The sequence below is a fragment of the Inquilinus sp. genome, assembly GCF_039594555.1.
Taxonomy (GTDB): domain Bacteria; phylum Pseudomonadota; class Alphaproteobacteria; order DSM-16000; family Inquilinaceae; genus Inquilinus.
The window spans coordinates 1-19,246 of the sequence record NZ_JBCNNF010000092.1 but is presented as its reverse complement, the minus strand read 5'-3'; the positions used below and the strand labels follow the sequence as shown (position 1 = coordinate 19,246).

Annotated in this window: 17 protein-coding genes and 1 other RNA gene; 17 read left to right on the top strand and 1 reads right to left on the bottom strand. The window is 70.5% G+C overall.

The features are described 5' to 3' along the window. Positions 1-1,151, top strand: a 1,151-nt coding sequence (locus ABDW35_RS12460) for a PLP-dependent aminotransferase family protein (RefSeq protein WP_343714189.1), incomplete at its 5' end; no start/stop codon positions are given. Positions 1,152-1,154: 3 nt separating this feature from the next. On the opposite strand, the gene ABDW35_RS12455 is transcribed toward ABDW35_RS12460, so the two are convergent. Continuing rightward, a complete protein-coding gene (locus ABDW35_RS12455) occupies positions 1,155-1,682 on the bottom strand; it encodes a hypothetical protein (protein WP_343714188.1) in 528 nt (175 codons plus the stop codon). Between the two features lie 150 nt (positions 1,683-1,832). Here ABDW35_RS12455 and ABDW35_RS12450 point away from each other — a divergent pair, with 150 nt between their 5' ends. From ABDW35_RS12450 to ABDW35_RS12375, 16 genes are all read left to right on the top strand, one after another. Further along, a complete protein-coding gene (locus tag ABDW35_RS12450; RefSeq protein ID WP_343714187.1) occupies positions 1,833-2,552 on the top strand; it encodes a pyridoxamine 5'-phosphate oxidase family protein in 720 nt (239 codons plus the stop codon). A 12-nt stretch (positions 2,553-2,564) separates the two neighbouring features. Continuing rightward, the gene (locus ABDW35_RS12445) at positions 2,565-3,284 is read left to right on the top strand and encodes a GNAT family protein (protein ID WP_343714186.1); all 720 of its coding nucleotides are present in this window, start codon (positions 2,565-2,567) and stop codon (positions 3,282-3,284) included. A gap of 112 nt (positions 3,285-3,396) precedes the next feature. Next, positions 3,397-4,218, top strand: coding sequence for an alpha/beta fold hydrolase (locus tag ABDW35_RS12440; RefSeq protein ID WP_343714185.1), 822 nt, complete (start codon positions 3,397-3,399; stop codon positions 4,216-4,218). Positions 4,219-4,326: 108 nt separating this feature from the next. Further along, positions 4,327-4,734, top strand: an RNA gene (gene rnpB, locus ABDW35_RS12435) — RNase P RNA component class A. A gap of 352 nt (positions 4,735-5,086) precedes the next feature. Beyond that, complete coding sequence (locus ABDW35_RS12430; protein ID WP_034844507.1) at positions 5,087-5,563, top strand: division/cell wall cluster transcriptional repressor MraZ; 477 nt, start codon at positions 5,087-5,089, stop codon at positions 5,561-5,563. After that, complete coding sequence (gene rsmH, locus ABDW35_RS12425) at positions 5,560-6,534, top strand: 16S rRNA (cytosine(1402)-N(4))-methyltransferase RsmH (protein WP_343714184.1); 975 nt, start codon at positions 5,560-5,562, stop codon at positions 6,532-6,534. Before ABDW35_RS12430 ends, rsmH begins: the two co-directional genes overlap by 4 nt. Further along, the gene (locus ABDW35_RS12420) at positions 6,531-7,310 is read left to right on the top strand and encodes a hypothetical protein (RefSeq protein ID WP_343714183.1); all 780 of its coding nucleotides are present in this window, start codon (positions 6,531-6,533) and stop codon (positions 7,308-7,310) included. The genes rsmH and ABDW35_RS12420 overlap by 4 nt, the downstream gene beginning before the upstream one ends. Continuing rightward, on the top strand, positions 7,307-9,055 hold the full coding sequence (locus ABDW35_RS12415; protein WP_343714182.1) for a penicillin-binding protein 2: 1,749 nt from the start codon (positions 7,307-7,309) through the stop codon (positions 9,053-9,055). Before ABDW35_RS12420 ends, ABDW35_RS12415 begins: the two co-directional genes overlap by 4 nt. Positions 9,056-9,058: 3 nt before the next feature. Continuing rightward, positions 9,059-10,813, top strand: coding sequence for a penicillin-binding protein 2 (locus ABDW35_RS12410; RefSeq protein ID WP_343714181.1), 1,755 nt, complete (start codon positions 9,059-9,061; stop codon positions 10,811-10,813). Continuing rightward, positions 10,810-12,261: a UDP-N-acetylmuramoyl-L-alanyl-D-glutamate--2,6-diaminopimelate ligase gene (locus ABDW35_RS12405; protein ID WP_343714180.1), complete on the top strand. Its 1,452-nt coding sequence runs from the start codon at positions 10,810-10,812 to the stop codon at positions 12,259-12,261. The genes ABDW35_RS12410 and ABDW35_RS12405 overlap by 4 nt, the downstream gene beginning before the upstream one ends. Further along, complete coding sequence (locus ABDW35_RS12400) at positions 12,258-13,724, top strand: UDP-N-acetylmuramoylalanyl-D-glutamyl-2,6-diaminopimelate--D-alanyl-D-alanine ligase (protein ID WP_343714179.1); 1,467 nt, start codon at positions 12,258-12,260, stop codon at positions 13,722-13,724. Before ABDW35_RS12405 ends, ABDW35_RS12400 begins: the two co-directional genes overlap by 4 nt. A 16-nt stretch (positions 13,725-13,740) precedes the next feature. After that, on the top strand, positions 13,741-14,826 hold the full coding sequence (gene mraY / locus ABDW35_RS12395; protein WP_343714178.1) for a phospho-N-acetylmuramoyl-pentapeptide-transferase: 1,086 nt from the start codon (positions 13,741-13,743) through the stop codon (positions 14,824-14,826). 4 nt (positions 14,827-14,830) lie between these two features. Next, on the top strand, positions 14,831-16,228 hold the full coding sequence (gene murD, locus ABDW35_RS12390) for a UDP-N-acetylmuramoyl-L-alanine--D-glutamate ligase (protein ID WP_343714177.1): 1,398 nt from the start codon (positions 14,831-14,833) through the stop codon (positions 16,226-16,228). Beyond that, the gene (locus ABDW35_RS12385; protein ID WP_343714176.1) at positions 16,229-17,353 is read left to right on the top strand and encodes a putative peptidoglycan glycosyltransferase FtsW; all 1,125 of its coding nucleotides are present in this window, start codon (positions 16,229-16,231) and stop codon (positions 17,351-17,353) included. It begins immediately after the preceding gene. Continuing rightward, positions 17,350-18,480, top strand: a complete 1,131-nt coding sequence (gene murG, locus ABDW35_RS12380) for an undecaprenyldiphospho-muramoylpentapeptide beta-N-acetylglucosaminyltransferase (protein WP_343714175.1) — start codon at positions 17,350-17,352, stop codon at positions 18,478-18,480. The genes ABDW35_RS12385 and murG overlap by 4 nt, the downstream gene beginning before the upstream one ends. Before the next feature lie 17 nt (positions 18,481-18,497). Further along, a partial coding sequence (locus ABDW35_RS12375; RefSeq protein ID WP_343714174.1) for a Mur ligase domain-containing protein occupies positions 18,498-19,246 on the top strand: 749 nt, incomplete at its 3' end.

The window sequence follows — 19,246 nt, the reverse complement described above, 5'->3', positions numbered from 1 at the left end:
AGCCGGCCGAGCCGGCCGAGAGTCCCGGCCGGGCCGCCGCTGCCCCGGCCTGGCGCGGTGAGACAGTGCCCTTCGCCGCCGGCTTCTGCGGCATGCATCCGGCCACCGAGCGCGCCTGGGGCCGGCTGGTGCAGCGCCATCTGCGCGGCATCGGCGTGCGCCAGCGCGGCTATGGCGACCCGATGGGCCACCGGCCGCTGCGCGAGGCGCTGGCCGAATATCTCCGCGTCTCCCGCTCTGTCGCCTGCGACGCCGACCGCATCGCCATCGTCTCCGGCAGCCAGCAGGGGCTGGACCTGGTGCTGCGCTGCATCGTCCAGGCCGGCGACCCGGCCTGGATCGAGGATCCGTGCTACCCGGCGGCGCTGGCCTGCCTGCGGCAGCATCAACTGCGGATCGCCCCGGTGCCGGTCGACGGGCAGGGGCTGGACGTCGCCGCCGGGCTGGCGCTGGAGCCGGAGGCGCGGCTGCTCTACTGCACCCCGACCCATCACTACCCGTTGGGCGTGGCGATGAGCCTGCCGCGGCGGCTGGCGCTGCTCGATTGGGCGCGCGACGGGCGCTGGGTGATCGAGGACGACTACGACAGCGAGTTCCGCTTCTCCGGCCGGCCGCTCTCGGCGCTGCAGGGCTTGGACCGGCATGGCCGCGTGATCTATATCGGTACGCTCAGCAAGGTCCTGTTCCCGGGGCTGCGCGTCGGCTACGTGGTGCTGCCGCCGGAGCTGGTCGACCGCTTCGCCGTGATCCGCAACGCCGCCGACCGCTTCCCGTCGACCATCCTCGACGACGTGCTGGTCGACTTCATCAATGAGGGCCATTTCACCCGGCACATCCGCCGCATGCGCCAGGAATACGCCGAGCGGCGCGAGCGGCTGACCGCGGCGCTGGCGGCGGAGGCGGGCGACGACCTGACCGTCGTCCCGGTCGACCGTGGCATGTATCTCGTCGCCGACCTGCGGCCGGGGCTGGACGATGTCGCGGTGGCGGAGGCAGCACGCCGGCGCGGCATCGTGGTGCGGCCCCTGTCGCCGATGCACATCGCGGCGCCGCCGCGCCGGGCATTGATCCTCGGCTTCACCGGCTATCCGCCCCAGGCCCTCGACGTCGCCGCGCGGACGCTCGGGACGGTGCTGCGCGGGTTCCGCTGACCGCTACCCCTCGTCGACGCGGATGGCGGCGATCAGCTGCTGCAGCCGGGCGAAATCCTGCTCCTCGCGATAGGGCGTCAGGTCCAGGTCGTTCGGCACCTTGGTCAGCCTCTCATCGGCAATGCTCTTCACATTCTGCTGGGTGAAGCGGTCGTAGTCGCGCCAGGCGATGCCGTGCGCCTCCACCGCGGCACGCTCGCTGCGCAGCGCGATCTGATGGGCATGGATGTAGTTGAGGCCGAGCTCGTCCAGCAGGGCCTTCTCGATCGCCTCGTGCAGCACCAGGAAGGCATCGGTCTCGACCCGGCGGCCGCCGAATGCGTGCGAGCGCGGCATGTGGCGGTCGATATAGATCGTCTCGCCGTTCTGGCTGTAGCCCGCCGTGTAGGGAATGTCGTGGTCGCGGTCCACCCGCTTGACCCTCGCGGCGACGGCCTTGAGCACGTCGCGCATCACCGCGTCGTCGACCGCCTCGCTGCGGGTGCGGACCTCGCGATTGGTCTCCTCGGAGAGCGGAGAATTGACCAGCATGTCCGGACCTTCTTCGTGCCTCGCTCAGGCAACAGGCCGGAGAAGCGGCCGGTTTCATCCGCATTGGTCGGGCCGGCCTCTCGGAATTGGACCTTTCCAGACGCTGCGAAGCGCGGCATCGGAAAGGCCAATACCGTTCCGAGGACCGCCATGAACCAGATCGTCCCCTCCGCCCGCGCCAGGCTGAAGCGCCTGGCCAAGCGCGGCGCCTATGACCGTGCCACCGTCCATGCCGTGCTCGATGCCAGCGTGGTCTGCCATATCGCCTATGTCCTCGACGGCCAGCCCTATTGCACGCCCACCGCCTATTGGCGCGAGGGCGACCGGCTGTACTGGCACGGCTCCTCGGTCAGCCGGATGCTGCAGGGGCAGGGGGCGGGCCTGCCGGTGTGCCTGACCGCGACCCATATCGACGGGCTGGTCCTCGCCCGCTCCGGCTTCAACTGCTCGATGAACTACCGCGCGGTGATGGTGTTCGGCACCGCGTCGAAGGTGGAGGACGAGGCGCATAAGCGCGAGGCGCTCGACGCCTATGTCGAGCGGCTGTTCCCCGGCCGGGTGGCGGAGATGCGGCGCCCGACCGACAAGGAGGTGCGGGCGACGGCGCTGATCTCGATGGAGATCGAGGAGGCCAGCGTGAAGATCCGCACCGGCCCGCCGCATGACGACGAGGAGGACCTGGCTGCCGGCATCTGGGCCGGGGTGATCCCGATTGCCGAGACCATCGGCGCGCTGCAGCCCTGCCCGCTGCTGCCGGCCGGCATCGCCCCCGGCGCCGGCACCGAACCTTATGCCAGGGATGCTCGCTTCGACGAGATCCTGCGGGCCAATGTCGGGGGCGGCCTCGCCCCCATCGAAGCCGGCGAGTAGGATAGGGACGACATGACGACCGAACTGACCAATTCCCTGGGCCAGCCGATCGGCGCGCCCGTTCCCGGCTGGGAGAAGCGGCCGGCGCCGCCGCGCACGCCGATGGAGGGCCGCACCTGCCGGCTCGAGCCGCTCGACCCCGCCCGCCATGCCGAGGATCTCTATGAGGCGATGGGCCGGGACGCGGAGGGCCGGAACTGGACCTATCTCGCCATCGGCCCCTTCGCCGAGTTCGACAGCTTCCGCGCCTGGCTGGAGAAGATGGCGGCCGGCAGCGACCCGCAGTTCCACACCGTGATCGACCGCGCCACCGGCCGGGCGGTCGGCGTCGCCTCCTATCTCCGCATCGACCCGGCGAACGGGGTGATCGAGGTCGGGCACATCCATTTTTCGCCGCTGCTGCAGCGCACGCCGATGGCGACCGAGGCGATGTTCCTGATGATGCGGCGGGTGTTCGACGAGCTGGGCTACCGCCGCTACGAGTGGAAATGCGACAGCCGGAACGCGCCGTCGCGCGCCGCGGCCGCCCGCCTCGGCTTCCAGTATGAGGGGCTGTTCCGTCAGGCCCTGGTCTATAAGGGCCGCAACCGCGACACCGCCTGGTTCTCGATCATCGACGGTGAATGGCCGCGGCTGCGCGCCGCCTTCGAACGCTGGCTCGACCCGGCGAATTTCGACGCCGAGGGCCGGCAGAAGGAGAAGCTGTCGGACCTGACCCGCGCCCCGGGCTGACGCGGCCTCGGTTACGGATGAAACGCGGCTGCCGGGAGGCCGAAACGATCGCGCAATCCTGATCGACGAATCTTGGACGGATTCCGTCCGCAACAGACCGACAGGATAACCGATGCCGTTTGCCGAGATCGATCAGCAGAGCCTGCATTACATCGACCGGGGCAGCGGCTTCCCGGTGCTGCTGGGGCACAGCTATCTCTGGGACTCCGGCATCTGGGCGCCGCAGATCGAGGCGCTGTCGCAGCGCTACCGGGTGATCGCGCCCGATCTGTGGGGCCATGGCCGGTCGGGCCGGCTGCCGGCGGGGACCGACGGCCTGCCCGGCCTGGCGCGGCAGGCCCTGGCGCTGCTCGACACGCTCGGCATCGAGCGTTTCGCGGTGATCGGGCATTCGGTCGGCGGCATGTGGGGCGCCGAGCTGGCGCTGCTGGCCCCGGACCGTGTCGCCAGCCTGGTCCTGATGAACACCTCCCTCCTGCCCGAGCCGGCGGCGTCCCGGGCGCAGTACGCCGCCCTGATGAACCAGATCGAGGCGATCGGGGCGTTGCCGGCCCCGATGCTCGACATCATCGTCCCGCTCTATTTCCGGGCCGGCCTCGACCCAGCGTCGCCACTGCCGGCGGGGCTGCGCCAATCCCTGGCCGCCGTGCCGGCGGAGCGGCTGCGCGAGAGTGTGATCCCGCTCGGCCGCATCATCTTCGACCGCCCCGACGGGCGCGAGCGCCTGCGCGGGCTGGATCCCGAGCGCACCCTGCTGGTCTGCGGCGCGCAGGACCAGCCGCGCCCGCCGGCCGAGACCGAGGAGATGGCCGGCATCATCGGCTGCCGCTTCGTCGCGGTGCCCGATGCCGGCCACGTCTCGGGCCTCGAGAACCCGGACTTCGTCAACCGGACGCTGATCGCCGAGCTCGAGAAGCAACTGGCGGACGACTGACGCGCCACGGCACCAATCCCCTCACCGATCCTCCCGTCACCAATCTGTCATGGGATGGCATGGGCCGCCTTGCGGTCCGGCCGTCCTGTTCCTATACACTGCGCAGCAGCAGATGGCCGGATGGCCGCTCTGCCGGGCTTCGGCCCGGCGGGGAGGAAAGTCCGGGCTCCACGGAAACACGGTGCCGGGTAACGCCCGGCGGGGGCGACCCCAGGGACAGTGCCACAGAAAGCAAACCGCCCGGCTCCGGCCGGGTAAGGGTGAAAGGGTGCGGTAAGAGCGCACCGCGCGGCCGGCAACGGTCGCGGCACGGTAAACCCCACCGGGAGCAAGACCGAATAGGGGCGGGGCGGTTCATGGGAAACCATGGGCCGACAGGCGTTTCCGCCTGCCGCCCGGGTTGGTCGCGCGAGGCGACGGGCGACCGTCGTCCCAGAGGAATGGCCATCCCCCGACCCGCCGTCCGCAAGGATACGGGGCCGGGGACAGAACCCGGCTTACAGGCCATCTGCCGCCTTTTCCCATCCCGTCCCAGGGCATCCCGTGTCCCGGCCGCCGAGCGGATCCGGGCCGTTTTGCTTGCCTGAGAAGGAGAACAAAAGAAAAACAGACCCGTAATCGGAGTCGAAACAAGCGCGCCAACTTTCGATTTGTTCCGGAGTCAGTCGAAGACTCCCCGCAAAGCGGCAAAAAAACCACGGATCGAAGAGAATCCATTGATTTCCCATGATTTGACCGGTCCGTCCCATTGCGTTCCACCCTTACCCATGATATCCCATGATCTCCCATCGGATGGGATCGATCGTCCACTTCCGGGGTGTGGACGACGGGGGTGTTGCAGGCGGCGGACGCGCCGCTGGGGGGATGGATGGCTCGGTTCACGGGCACCTACGTCAACAAGGTCGACAAGAAGGGGCGGGTCAGCGTGCCCGCTCCCTTCCGCGCGACCTTGGAGGCGCTGGGCGCTCCGGTGGTGAACCTGAAGCCCTCCCCCGACCGCCAGGCGCTGGACGGGGTCACCGAAGCCTACATGGACGAGGTGCAGCGCCGGCTCGACGCGATGGACCTGTACTCGCCGGAGCGCGAGGCCCTGGAAATCCGCGAATTCTCCGAAACGCAGCAGCTGCAGATGGATCCGGAGGGGCGGATCATCCTGCCGCGGCACATGCTGGATCTGGCCGGCATCACCGACAGCGTCGCCTTCATGGGCATGGGCAGCCGCTTCCAGATCTGGGAGCCGGAGGCGCTGAAGGCGCATCAGCAGGCCCGCTTGGCCGCGTCGCGCGAGCTGACCCTGGCCCGCGCCGGCGGGAACGGGGCCGGCGCCAATGGAGGGGCGGCATGAGCGGCGCCCACATCCCGGTCCTGCTGAACGAGATCGTGGCGGCGGTGGCGCCGCGCGACGGCGACCTGATCGTCGACGGCACCTTCGGCCGTGGTGGCTACACCCGCGGTCTGCTGGCGGCGGCCGACTGCCGGGTGGTCGGCATCGACCGCGACCCCGAGGCGGTGGCCGAGGGGCGACGGCTGGAGGCCGAGCAGCCCGGCCGGTTCCGCATCATCGAGGGCCGCTTCGGCGCGATGGACTCGCTGGTCGGCGAACAGGCGGACGGGGTGGTGCTGGATCTCGGCGTGTCCTCGCCGCAGCTCGATGACCCGGCGCGCGGCTTCTCCTTCCGCGCCGACGGCCCGCTCGACATGCGCATGGGACGGGACGGGCAGACCGCCGCGGACGTGGTCAACGCCATGGCCGAGGATGACCTGGCCAATGTGATCTACGATTTCGGCGAGGAGCGGCTGTCGCGCCGCGTCGCCCGCGCCATCGTCGCCGCCCGCAAGGAGGCGCGGATCGAGCGCACGCTGCAGCTGGCCGAGATCGTGCGCCGGGTGGTGCCGCGGTCGAAGGACGGCATCGATCCGGCGACGCGCACCTTCCAGGCGCTGCGCCTGTGGGTGAATGAGGAACTGACGGAACTCGACCACGGCTTGAGCGGGGCCGAACGCCTGCTTCGGCCCGGGGGACGGCTCGCCGTGGTCACTTTCCACAGCCTGGAGGACCGCCGCGTCAAGCGCTTCCTGGCGGAGCGCAGCGGCGCCGGCGGCGGGGTGTCCCGGCATGTCGCGGCGCCCGGCGGCGAGACCCGGGCGCCGAGCTTCCGCCTGGCGGCCAAGCGGTCGGTCACGCCGGGCGAGGGGGAGACCCGCAGCAATCCGCGCGCCCGGTCGGCGCGGCTGCGGGCGGCGATCCGGAGCGATGCTCCGGCCTGGCCGCCGGTCGGCGATCGGGGCGGAGAGAGGGGGAGGGTGGCAGCATGATCCGCGTCGGCACGATGATCTGGCTCGGCCTCATCGGGGCGTCGAGCGCGTTCCTGTTCAAGACCAGCTACGAGGTGCAGGCGCTGGAAAGCGAGCTGCGCGGCGTCAACCGCTCGATCCTGCGGGAGCAGGATTCGATCCGGGTGATGCATGCCGAATGGGCGTTCCTGAACCAGCCGTCGCGCTTGCAGGCGCTAACGGACCAGTTTACGAAGCTGCGCCCGATCGCGCCGACGCAGATGATCGCCAGCGCGGCGGACCTCCCGATGCCGCAGCCGTCGCTCGACGGCGAACCGATGGCGCCGACGGCGTCGCTGGTCGCCCAGGTCGATGCGCTGCCCAGCTTCGGGCCCGTGCCCCTGCCCGGCCACCGGCCCGGCGAGGGTGGTGTCCTTCTTGCGGCCGCGTCGATGCCCGTCCAGATCCAATCCGCTCCGACCCAGCCGGCGGTCGCCCAGGCCGCGCCCGTCACCACGGCCCGGCCGGCGGCGCCCGCCGCCGCGCCGGTCCAGATGGCGGCGGTCGAGGTGAAGCCGGCGCCGGTGGTGGCACCGGCCGCCACGCCGGCGGCGGTCCAGGCTCCGGCGGCCCCGCCCGTCCCCCGCGGCGCCGCGGCCGACGTTCCCATCCGGCCGGTGGTGGCGCCGCGCCGGCCCGCGGCGCCCGCGCCGCTGGAGGCCGTGGCCCAGGCGCTGACCCCGACCCGGGCCGCTGCCTCGGACGATCCGATCGGCGCGCTCCTCTCCGGCCTCGAGGGGCCTCGGGGAATTCGATGACGGCTGACGCGCTGGACGGCCTCCCGAAGAATGCACCGCGGCAGACGGAGCCGGCCTCTCGGCCGGCTCAACGGCTTTCCGCGGCCATCGAGACGGGCCGGCAGCGCATCGTCATCAGCGCCCTGGTGTTCAGCCTCACCTTCGGCGCCATCGGCCTCAAGCTTGTCGACCTGATGGCGTTCGGCAGCGATGCCGACAGCGCCCTCGCCACCCATGCCCTGCCCGCCGCCGCGCCGACTGCCGACCGGGCCGACCTGCGCGACCGCAACGGGCTGATCGTCGCGACCACGCTGCCCTCGGTGTCGCTCTACGCCGACCCGAAGATGGTGCTGGACCCGATCGAGGCCTCGCTGCGCCTGGCCAAGGTGCTGCCCGACATCGACCAGGCCAAGGTGCTGGCCGACCTGTCGTCCGACCGCCGCTTCGTCTGGCTGAAGCGCGGCCTGACCCCGACCCAGCAATATGAGGTCAACCGCCTCGGCATCCCCGGCCTGGCCTTCCAGAATGAGGAACGCCGCTACTACCCGGCCGGCAACCTGACCTCGCATGTCATCGGCTTCACCAACATCGATGCCCAGGGCATCGCCGGGCTGGAGAAGAGCCTGGACGACAGGCTGCAGGACGGCGAGTCGGTGGCGCTGTCGATCGACCTGCGGCTGCAGGAGATGGTGCGCGACGAGCTGAAGGCCACGATCGAGACGTTCCACGCCCAGGGCGGCAACGCCCTGATCATGGACGTCAACACCGGCGAGGTCCTGGCGATGGTCTCGCTGCCGGACTTCAACCCGTACGAGCCGGGCGGCCCGTCCGAGGAGTCGATGTTCAACCGGAACACGCTCGGCGTGTATGAGCCCGGGTCGACGTTCAAGATCTTCAACACGGCCATGGCGCTGGAGAGCGGCACCTCGACGCTGACCAGCCTCTACGATGAAAGCCCGATCCATGTCGGGCGCTTCACCATCCACAATTTCCGCGGCGATCCCCAGTCGGGGATGCTCAGTGTCTACGAGATCTTCCGCCTGTCGCTCAACACCGGCTCCGTCCATATGGAGGAGGCGGCGGGCGTCGACCGGCAGAAGGAGTTCCTGACCCGGTTCGGCCTGACCAAGCCGGCGCCGATCGACCTGCCCGAGGTCGGCGCGCCGATGGTTCCGCATCCCTGGAGCAAGATCAGCGGCATGACCATCGCCTATGGCCACGGCATGGCGGTGTCGCCGCTGTCGCTGGTCACCGCGGTCAGCGCCATCGTCAATGGCGGCATCCTGCATCCGCCGACCCTGTTCAAGCGCGACCCGTCGCAGCCGGTGCCCGGCAAGCGGGTGATCTCGCCCGAGCTGTCGCGGACGATGCGGATGCTGATGCGCGCCGTGGTCACCGGCGGCACGGCCACCAAGGCCGAGGTGCCGGGCTATTTCGTCGGCGGCAAGACCGGCACGGCCGACAAGGCCGCGCGCGGCGGCTACAACCGCCGGGCCCGGGTGACCGACTTCGTCGGCGTGTTCCCGATCTACGATCCGAAATACATCGTCATGACGATGCTGGACGACCCGCAGCCGATCAAGGGCACCTACGGCTTCGCCAGCGCCGGCTGGAACTCGGCGCCGCTGGGCGGGCGGATCATCGCCCGGATGGGCCCGATGCTCGGGGTCAAGCCGGCCGACCCGAAGGATCCCGCGATCCTGCAGATGCTGTCGCCGCCGGCGAATGCGGTGGTCGCGAACGTCTCCGGCGGCAACGAGGACTGAGCGATGGCCGTCCTCTCCGACCATACCCCCATCCAGCCCGGCCCCCGGTCCGTCCAGGCCGATGTCGCGCGTCCCGGCCGCACCCTGGCCGCGGCGATCGAGACCGGCCGGCAGCGCGTCGTCGTCACCGCGCTGGTCTTCGGCCTGGCCTTCGTCGGCATCGGCACCGGGCTGGTCCGGATGATGGCGTTCGGCGACACCGGCGAGGGCGCGGCGGTCGCCATGGCCGGCGAGACGACAACCGACCGGGCCGATCTGCGCGACCGCAACGGGCTGATCCTGGCCACCACGCTGCCGTCGATGTCGCTCTACGCCGACCCGAAGCTGGTGATCGACCCGATCGAGGCCTCGCTGAAGCTCAGCAAGCTTCTGCCGGAGCTGAATGCCGAGAAGCTGCTGGCCGACCTGTCGTCGGAGCGGCGCTTCGTCTGGCTGAAGCGCGGCCTGACCCCGGCGCAGCAATACGAGATCAACCGCCTCGGCATCCCCGGCCTGGCGTTCCAGAGCGAGGAGCGGCGCTACTACCCGGCCGGAGCCCTGACCTCGCACGTGGTCGGCTTCACCAACATCGACGCCCAGGGCATCGCCGGGCTGGAGAAGAGCCTCGACAGCCGGCTGCGGGCCGGAGAGTCGGTGGCGCTGTCGATCGACCTGCGGCTGCAGGAGATGGTGCGGAACGAGCTGCAGGCCGCGATCACCAAGTTCAAGGCGACCGCCGGCAACGTCATCATCATGGACGTCAAGACCGGCGAGATCCTGTCGATGATCTCGCTGCCGGATTTCAACCCCTATGAGCCGACCGCTGCGTCGGAGGATGCCCTGTTCAACCGGAACACGCTCGGCGTGTACGAGATGGGCTCCACCTTCAAGATCTTTAACACCGCGCTGGCGCTGGAAAGCGGCACCTCGACCCTGGAGACCACCTACGAGCAGAGCCCGATCCGGGTCGGCCGTTTCACCATCCGCAATTTCCGGGCCGAGCCGCAATCCGGGCGATGGAGCGTCTACGAGATCTTCCGCCAGTCGATGAACACCGGCTCGGTGCACATGTTCGAGGCGGCGGGGCTGCAGCGGCAGAAGGAGTTCCTGGCCCGGCTCGGCCTGACCAGGCCCTCGCCGCTCGAGCTGCCGGAGGTCGGATCGCCGATGGTGCCGCAGCCCTGGACCCAGGTCAGCGGCATGACCATCGCCTATGGCCACGGCATGGCGGTCACCCCGATCCAGCTGGTCAGCGCCGTCGCCGCCGTGGTCAATGGCGGCACCCTCCACCCGCCGACGCTGATCAAGCACGACCCGTCCCGGCCGGTGCCGGAAACCCGGGTGATGTCGGCTGAGCTGTCGCGGGTCATGCGGGCATTGATGCGCGTCGTGGTGGTCAGCGGCACCGCCACCAAGGCGGATGTGCCCGGCTACTTCGTCGGCGCCAAGACCGGCTCGGCCAACAAGGCGGTGCGCGGCGGCTACAACCGCAAGGCCGGGGTCACCGATTTCGTCGGCATCTTCCCGGCCTATGATCCGAAATACATCGTCATGACCATGCTGGAGGATGCCCAGGCGGTCGAAGGCACCTACGGCTATAACACCGCCGGCTGGAACGCGGCGCCGCTCGGCGGCCGCATCATCGCCCGCATGGGGCCGATGATGGGGGTCGAGCCGAAGGATCCAAACGACCCGGCGATCCTGGAAGCGCTCGCGGTGGCACCGGGCGGCCGGGGCGCTCCGCAGGTCGCGGCCGCGCCGGAGGAGGAAGAGGGATGAGCGGCGGCGTGACGACACTGCCTGCCGGGCTGAAGGGGCTGACGGCCGATTCCCGCGCGGTCCGGCCCGGCTTCCTGTTCGCCGCCTTGCCGGGCGCGCGGGTGGACGGCCGCGCCTTCATCGCCGATGCGCTGATCGCCGGGGCCGCCGCGATCCTGGCGCCGGAAGGCACGGTGCTGCCGCCGGGCGCCACCGCCGCGCTGATCACCGACGCCAATCCGCGCCGCCGCCTGGCGCTGATGGCGGCGGAGTTCTACGGCCGGCAGCCGGCCACCATCGCCGCGGTCACCGGCACCAGCGGCAAGACCTCGACCGTCAACTTCGCCCGCCAGCTCTGGACCCTGCTGGGCCACCAGGCCGCCAGCCTCGGCACGCTCGGGGTGATGGCGCCGGGGCGCGAGCGCTACGGCTCGCTGACCACGCCGGACCCGGTGGCGCTGCAGGCGGAGCTGGCCGACCTCGCCGCGGCCGGGGTGACCAAGCTGGCGATGGAGGCGTCGTCGCACGGCCTCGATCAGTTCCGGCTGGACGGGGTGCGGGTGACGCTGGCGGCCTTCACCAACTTCACCCAGGACCATCTCGACTACCATGCCACGATGGCGGCCTATCTGGCCGCCAAGGCGCGGCTGTTCGACGAGGTGCTGCAGCCCGGCGGCACCGCGGTGATCAATGCCGACGTGCCGGAGGCGGCGGGGCTGGTCGCACGCACCCGCGCCGCCGTCCGCAAGGTCCTCACCCTCGGCCGCGCCGGCCAGGATGTGCGGCTGGACCTGGCCGAGCCGCTGCCGCACGGCATCGACCTGCGCTTCACCGCCGGCGGCAGGGCGTACCGGGCGGAGCTGCCGCTGGTCGGCGGCTTCCAGGCCTACAACGTGCTGACCGCGCTGGCGCTGGTGGTGGCCGACGGCGCCGACCTGGACACTGCCGCCGGGCTGCTGGAGCAGCTGAAGGGCATTCCGGGCCGGGTCGAACTGGTGGCCAGCCACCCGAACGGCGCGCCGGTCTATGTCGACTACTCGCACAAGCCGGGGGCGCTGGAGACTGTGCTGACCGCGCTGCGGGCCCATACCCCGGGCAGCCTGGTCGTAGTGTTCGGCTGCGGCGGCGACCGCGACCGCGCCAAGCGCCCGCTGATGGGCGAGATCGCGGCGCGCCTGGCCGACCGGGTGATCGTGACCGACGACAACCCGCGCAGCGAGGACCCGGCCGAGATCCGCCGCCAGGTGCTGGCCGGCTGCCCAGGCGCCGCCGAGATCGGCGATCGGGCCGAGGCCATTCGCGCCGCGGTGCAGGGGCTGGGCCCCGGCGATGTCCTGGTCGTGGCCGGAAAGGGCCATGAGACCGGCCAGATTATCGGCGATGACGTACGCCCCTTCGATGATGCGGAGCAGGCGCGTGCAGCCGTGACCGAACTGAAGAGCGACCCGCGATGGAGACGAACGCCATGACCACCCCTGCGCTCTGGCCGGCCGCGGAGGCGGCTGCCGCTACCAACGGGATGCAGGTCGGCGAATGGTCGGCGACCGGCGTCTCGATCGACAGCCGGTCGGTCGTGCCGGGCGACCTGTTCGTGGCGCTGCGCGGCCCGAACTTCGACGGCCACGACTACGTCAAGGACGCCCTGGCCAAGGGCGCCGCGGCGGTGATGGTCGACCGGGTGCCGCAGGGCGTGCCGCACGACGCGCCGCTGCTGGTGGTCGAGGACACCATGGACGGGCTGACCGACCTGGCGCGCTTCGCCCGCATGCGCAGCGAGGCGCGGGTCGTCGGCGTCACCGGGTCGGTCGGCAAGACCAGCACCAAGGAGGCGCTGAAGCTGGCCCTGTCCGCCACCGCGCCGGCCTATGCCTCGCAGGGCAACCTGAACAACCAGTGGGGCGCGCCGCTCAGCCTGTCGCGGATGCCGGAGCAGGTGACCTACGGCGTGTTCGAGCTGGGCATGAACCATGCCGGCGAGATCGCGCCGCTGTCCCGCCTGGTCGAGCCCGACGTCGCCATCATCACCAATGTCGAGGCGGTGCACGCCGCTCATTTCCACTCGGTCGAGGGCATCGCCGACGCCAAGGCCGAGATCTTCCGCGGCATGGGGCCGGAGAGCACGGCGATCCTGAACCGCGACAACCCGTTCTTCCCGCGCCTCGTCGCCCATGCCCGCACCCAGGGCGTCGGCCGGATCTGGAGCTTCGGCGAGCATGCCGAGGCCGATGCCCGGCTGATCGACTGCTCGCTGCACACCGCGGCCAGCGCGGTCAACGCCGTGATCCTGGGCGAGCCGCTGCGCTACACCCTGTCGGCCCCGGGCCGGCACTGGGTGCTGAACAGCCTGTCGGTGCTGCTGGCGGCCAAGGCGATGGGCGCCAACATCGCCGGTGCGGCCCGGGCGATGGGCCGGATCACGCCGCTGCGCGGCCGCGGCGCCCGCATCACCATCGAGCTGCAGCGCGGCGGCCAGGCCGGCAAGCTGCTGCTGATCGACGAGAGCTACAACGCCAGCCCGGTCTCGGTCGCCGCCAGCCTCGAGGTGCTGGGCGGGGTCGACAGCGGGCCGGACGGGCGCCGCATCGCCGTGCTCGGCGACATGCTGGAGCTCGGCCCCGATTCGCCGGCCCTGCATGCCGGGCTGAAGCAGCATGTGCTGGCCAACGACATCGACCTGGTCTTCGCCTGCGGCCCGGACATGAAGCAGCTCTACGACGCGCTGCCGGAAGGCCGGCGCGGCGCCTATGCGGCCGACAGCGCCGCCCTGGCGCCGATCCTGGCCGAGGCGGTGCGGCCGGGCGACTGCGTCATGGTCAAGGGCTCGCTCGGCAGCCGCATGGCCGTGATCGTCGAGGCGCTGGAAAATCTGCACGTGGCGCGCGAGAACCGGGCCCCCCAGGCCTCGCCCAAGCGCGTCGCCAACGGCCTCTGAAAAAGGAACGGTCCCGGTGCTTCCGGCCCTCTTCGCCCCGCTCGCCGATCAGGCGCTGATCTTCAACCTGTTCCGGTACCTGACGTTCCGGACCGGGGCCGCGGTGATGACGGCGCTTGTCATCGCCTTCGTCATCGGCCCGTCGATGATCCGGTGGTTGAAGTCGCGGCAGGGGGCGGGGCAGCCGATCCGCGAGGACGGGCCCGAGGGCCATTTCAAGAAGCGCGGCACGCCGACCATGGGCGGGCTGATGATCCTGATCGCGATCGTGGTCTCGACCCTGCTCTGGGCCGATCTGCGCAACGCCTTTGTCTGGATCACCCTGCTGGTCACAGTCGGCTTCGGCCTGGTCGGGTTCGGTGACGACTACCTCAAGCTGACCAAGCGCAACCCCAAGGGCCTGTCCGGCAAGCTGAAGCTGGTGGTGCAGGGGGTGATCGCCCTGGTCGCCGTGTTCTGGTACCTGCAGGTGACGCCGGAGGTGCGGGAGACCGCGGTCGCCATCCCGTTCCTCAAGGACGTGATGGTCGAGCTCGGCATCCTGTTCTTCCCCTTCGCCATGCTGGTCATGGTCGGCGCCTCGAACGCGGTCAACCTGACCGACGGCCTCGACGGTCTCGCCACCATGCCGGTGATCATCGCCGCCACCTGCTTCGGCCTGATCGCCTATCTCGCCGGCAATGCGGTGTTCGCCGGATACCTGCAGATCCACCACGCCCCGGGCGCCGGCGAGCTGGCGGTGTTCTGCGGCGCGCTGATCGGCGGCGCGCTGGGCTTCCTGTGGTTCAACGCGCCCCCCGCCATGGTGTTCATGGGCGACACCGGGTCGCTGTCGATGGGTGGCGCGCTCGGCGCCATCGCCATGATCACCAAGCACGAGATCGTGCTGGCGATCATCGGCGGCCTGTTCGTGCTCGAGGCGGTGTCGGTGATGGTCCAGGTCGCCAGCTTCAAGATGACCGGCAAGCGGGTGTTCCGCATGGCGCCGCTGCACCACCACTACGAGAAGAAGGGCTGGGCCGAGCCGACCATCGTGATCCGGTTCTGGATCATCGCCGTGATCCTGGCCCTGATCGGCCTGTCCAGCCTGAAGCTGAGGTGATCGGATGATCGACCTCTCGCACCTCAAGGGTCGCAGCGTCGCCGTCCTCGGCCTCGGCAAGTCCGGCACCGCCGCGATCCGCGCGCTCAAGGCTGCGGGCGCCGAGGTCGTGGCCTGGGACGACAAGGTCGCCGGCCGCTCCTTCGCCGAGCGCGAGGGCGTGCCGGTGCGCGACTTCGCGGCCGAGGGCATGGCGGGAATCGACCTGGTGATGCTCAGCCCCGGCATCCCGCGCACCCATCCGCAGCCGCACCCGGCCGTGGCCCGGGCGCTGGAGGCCGGCAGCCGGCTGGTCGGCGACATCGACCTGCTGGCCGAGGCGCTGCCCGACGCCGGCTTCCTCGGCGTCACCGGCACCAACGGCAAGTCGACCACCACGGCGCTGCTGCAGCATGTGTTCCAGGCCGCCGGCCTGGATTCCGAGGCCGGCGGCAATCTCGGCCCCGCCGCGCTGGGCCTGCGCCCGGTCGGCCCGGGCGGCTGGTACGTGCTTGAGGTCTCGTCCTACCAGCTCGAGACCATCACCGAGGTGCCGTGGTCGATCGGCGTCTTCATCAACATCACCCCCGACCATCTCGACCGCTATCCGGACATGGCCGGCTACGTCGCCGCCAAGACCCGGCTGCTGGACGGCATCCGCCCCGGCGGCACGGCGGTGATCGGGGTCGATGACGACTATTCCCGCACGGTGTTCGAGAAGACGAAGGCGCGGCCGGAGATCCGGGCGATCCCGGTCTCGGCCGAGCGGGCGGTCGAGGGCGGCGTCTTCGTCCGCGACTTCGTGCTGCACGACGCGACCGATGGCGTGCCCCGCCCGGTGCTCGACCTGCGCCAGGCGCCGGCCCTGCCGGGCGCCCATAACGGCCAGAACGCCGCCTGCGTCTGGGCCGCTGCGCGCGCCGCCGGCGTGTCGGAAGAGATCCTGGCCGCGGCGATCCGCACCTTCCCGGGCCTGGCCCATCGCCAGCAGCTGGTCGGCACCATCGCCGGCATCCGCTTCGTCAACGACAGCAAGGGCACCAACCCGGACGCGGCGGCCAAGGCGCTCGGCTCCTACGACACCATCTACTGGATCGCCGGCGGCCGGCCGAAGGAGGGCGGGCTGGAGGCGGTCGACCCCTATCTGCCGCGGGTGCGCCAGGCCTTCCTGATCGGCGAGGGCACGCCGAAATTCGCCGCACATCTCGAGGGCCGGGTGCCGTATCAGCGCTCGACCGACCTCGATGCCGCGATCGAGGCCGCCTATCGCGCCGCGAAGGCCGATGGCGCCGCCGATGCCGTGGTGCTGCTGTCGCCGGCCTGCGCCTCCTTCGACCAGTTCGCCAATTTCGAGGCGCGAGGCGAGGCCTTCGCCGCCTCGGTCAAGGGCCTGCAGGTCCGGGTGGAGAGGGGGGAGCTCTAGATGGTGACCCTGGATCGCGCCGACAGCTCGGTCATCGGCCGCTGGTGGTGGACGGTCGACCGCTGGATGCTGCTGCTGCTCGGCATCATCATGGGCATCGGCTCGATCCTGATCCTGGCCGCCAGCCCGGCCGTGGCCCAGCGCATCAATCTCGGCGAGTTCTACTTCATCGAGCGGCATCTGATGATGCTGCTGCCGGCCATCGTGCTGACCTTCATGGTCTCGTTGATGAGCCCCGGGGCGATCCGCCGCGTCTCGGCGATCGTGCTGATCCTGTCGATGCTCGGCGTCTTCGCCACCCTGTTCGTCGGAGTCGAGATCAAGGGCGCCACGCGCTGGATCCAGCTGCCCGGCCTGTCGCTGCAGCCTTCGGAATTCGTCAAGCCGGCCTTCGCCGTGGCCGCCGCCTGGCTGTTCGCGCAGCAGAAGATGCGGCCGGGCTTCCCCGGCTACATTGCCTCGACCGTGCTCTACGCCATGATCGTGTTCCTGCTGCTGTCGCAGCCGGATCTCGGCATGACCGTGGTGGTCACCGCGGTCTGGTTCATCCAGTTCTTTATCGCCGGCCTGCCGATGTTCCTGGTCATCGGCCTCATCGGCATGGGCGCCGGCGGCCTGGTCGGCTCCTACTTCCTGTTCGACCACGTCCGCAGCCGCATCGACCGCTTCCTCGACCCCTCGACCGGCGACAACTACCAGGTCGACCGCGCGCTCGAGGCCTTCACCAATGGCGGGCTGTTCGGCACCGGCCCGGGCGAAGGCACGGTCAAGCTGTACCTGCCGGACGCCCATGCCGACTTCATCTTCGCCGTCGGCGGCGAGGAGTTCGGCTTGTTCTTCTGCCTGCTGCTGGTGGCGCTGTTCGCCTTCATCGTCATCCGCGGCCTGTCACGGGTGGCGAACGAGACCAACCTGTTCATCATGCTGGCGGTGGTCGGGCTGGTCACCCAGTTTGGGCTGCAGGCCGCGATCAACATGGCCTCGACCCTGCACCTGATCCCGACCAAGGGCATGACGCTGCCCTTCGTCAGCTATGGCGGCTCCTCCCTGATCGCGCTCGGCTACGGCATGGGCATGGTGCTAGCCCTGACCCGCAGGCATGCCGGGGGAGGGGGGCTACGGTGAATGACCTGCGCCCCATCCTCCTGGCCGCCGGCGGCACCGGCGGCCATGTGTTTCCCGCGGAGGCGCTGGCGCGGACGCTGATTGCCCGCGGCCATGCCGTGCGCCTGGCGACCGACCCGCGCGGCCGCGCCTTCGGCGACCGGCTGCCCGAGGTGCCGGTCGATGCCGTCCGCTCCGCCACTGTCGCGCCGGGGCTGATGGGCAAGCTCAAGACCGCGACGCTGCTCGGCCTCGGCTATCTCGACGCCCGCGGCGTGCTGCGCCGGCACCGGCCGGCCGCCGTGGTCGGCTTCGGCGGCTACCCCTCGGCCCCGACAGTGCTGGCCGCGTCGCGCGCCGGCATTCCGGTGCTGCTGCATGAGCAGAACGCCCTGCTGGGCCGGGTCAACCGGTGGCTGGCCGGCCGCGCCGCCGCCATCGCCACCGGCTTCCCGCTGCAGGCGGCTCCGGCCCAGGCCGGCCGGCGAGTCGAGGTCACCGGGAACCCGGTCCGACCGGCGATCGCCGCCAAGGCCGATGCGCCGTATCCGGCCCCGACGGGGGATGGCCGCCTGACCCTGCTGGTGCTCGGCGGCAGCCAGGGCGCGCGGGTGTTCAGCGAGCTGATCCCGGCCGCGGTGGCGCTGCTGCCGGCGGCGCTGCGGTCCCGCCTGTCGATCGTCCAGCAGTGCCGGCCCGAGGACATCGAGGCCTGCCGCGGCCGCTACGCCGCGATCGGCGCCGACGCCACTTTATCGACCTTCTTCGACGACGTTCCGGAGCGGCTGGCCGCGGCCCAGCTGGTGATCTGCCGGTCCGGCGCGTCGACGGCGGCGGAGCTTGCGACCATCGGCCGCCCCGCCATCCTGGTGCCCTATCCCTTCGCCATGGACGATCACCAGACCGCCAATGCCAGGGCCATCGCGGCCTCCGGCGGGGGGTGGCTGATGCCGCAGTCGGATCTTACTCCGGAAGTGCTGGCATCGCGTCTCGAACACCTGTACACCCGCCCCTCCATTCTGGTGGAGGCCGCCGGCGCCGCGCGCGCCGCAGCCCATCCGGATGCCGCCGACCGACTCGCTGACCTTGTCCTCGCCCTCGCCGGGCATGGGGCGGGTCTTCACGCGTTGGCCGCAACGGGAGCGTAACTGAAGGAGTACCGCCGATGAGGCAGATGCCGCTCGACATTGGGATGATCCACTTCGTGGGGATCGGCGGCATCGGCATGAGCGGGATCGCCGAGATCCTGCACAATCTCGGCTATTCGGTTCAAGGCACCGACGTGGCCGAGAGCGCCAACGTCCTGCGCCTGCGCAAGGCCGGCATCGACATCAAGATCGGCCATGCCGCCGCCCATCTGGGCGACGCCGCGGTGGTCGTCATCTCCTCGGCGGTCAAGGCCGACAACCCGGAGGTCAAGGCCGCCCGTGCTGCCCTGATCCCGGTGGTGCGCCGGGCCGAGATGCTGGCCGAGCTGATGCGGCTGAAGTGGTCGATCGCGATCGGCGGCACCCACGGCAAGACCACCACCACCAGCCTGGTGGCAGCGATGATCGACGGCGCCGGCATGGACCCGACCATCATCAATGGCGGCATCATCAACGCCTACGGCACCAATGCCCGGCTGGGCCAGGGCGACTGGATGGTGGTCGAGGCCGACGAGAGCGACGGCACCTTCACCCGGCTGCCGGCGACCATCGTCGTGGTCACCAACATCGACCCCGAGCATCTCGACTTCTACGGCGATTTCGACTCGGTGAAGGCGGCGTTCGAGCAGTTCGTCACCAACACGCCGTTCTACGGCTTCGCCGTCCTCTGCATCGACCATCCGGAGGTGCAGGCCCTGATCTCGCGGGTCACCGACCGGCGCATCATCACCTACGGATTCAGCCCGCAGGCCGACGTCCGCGCGGT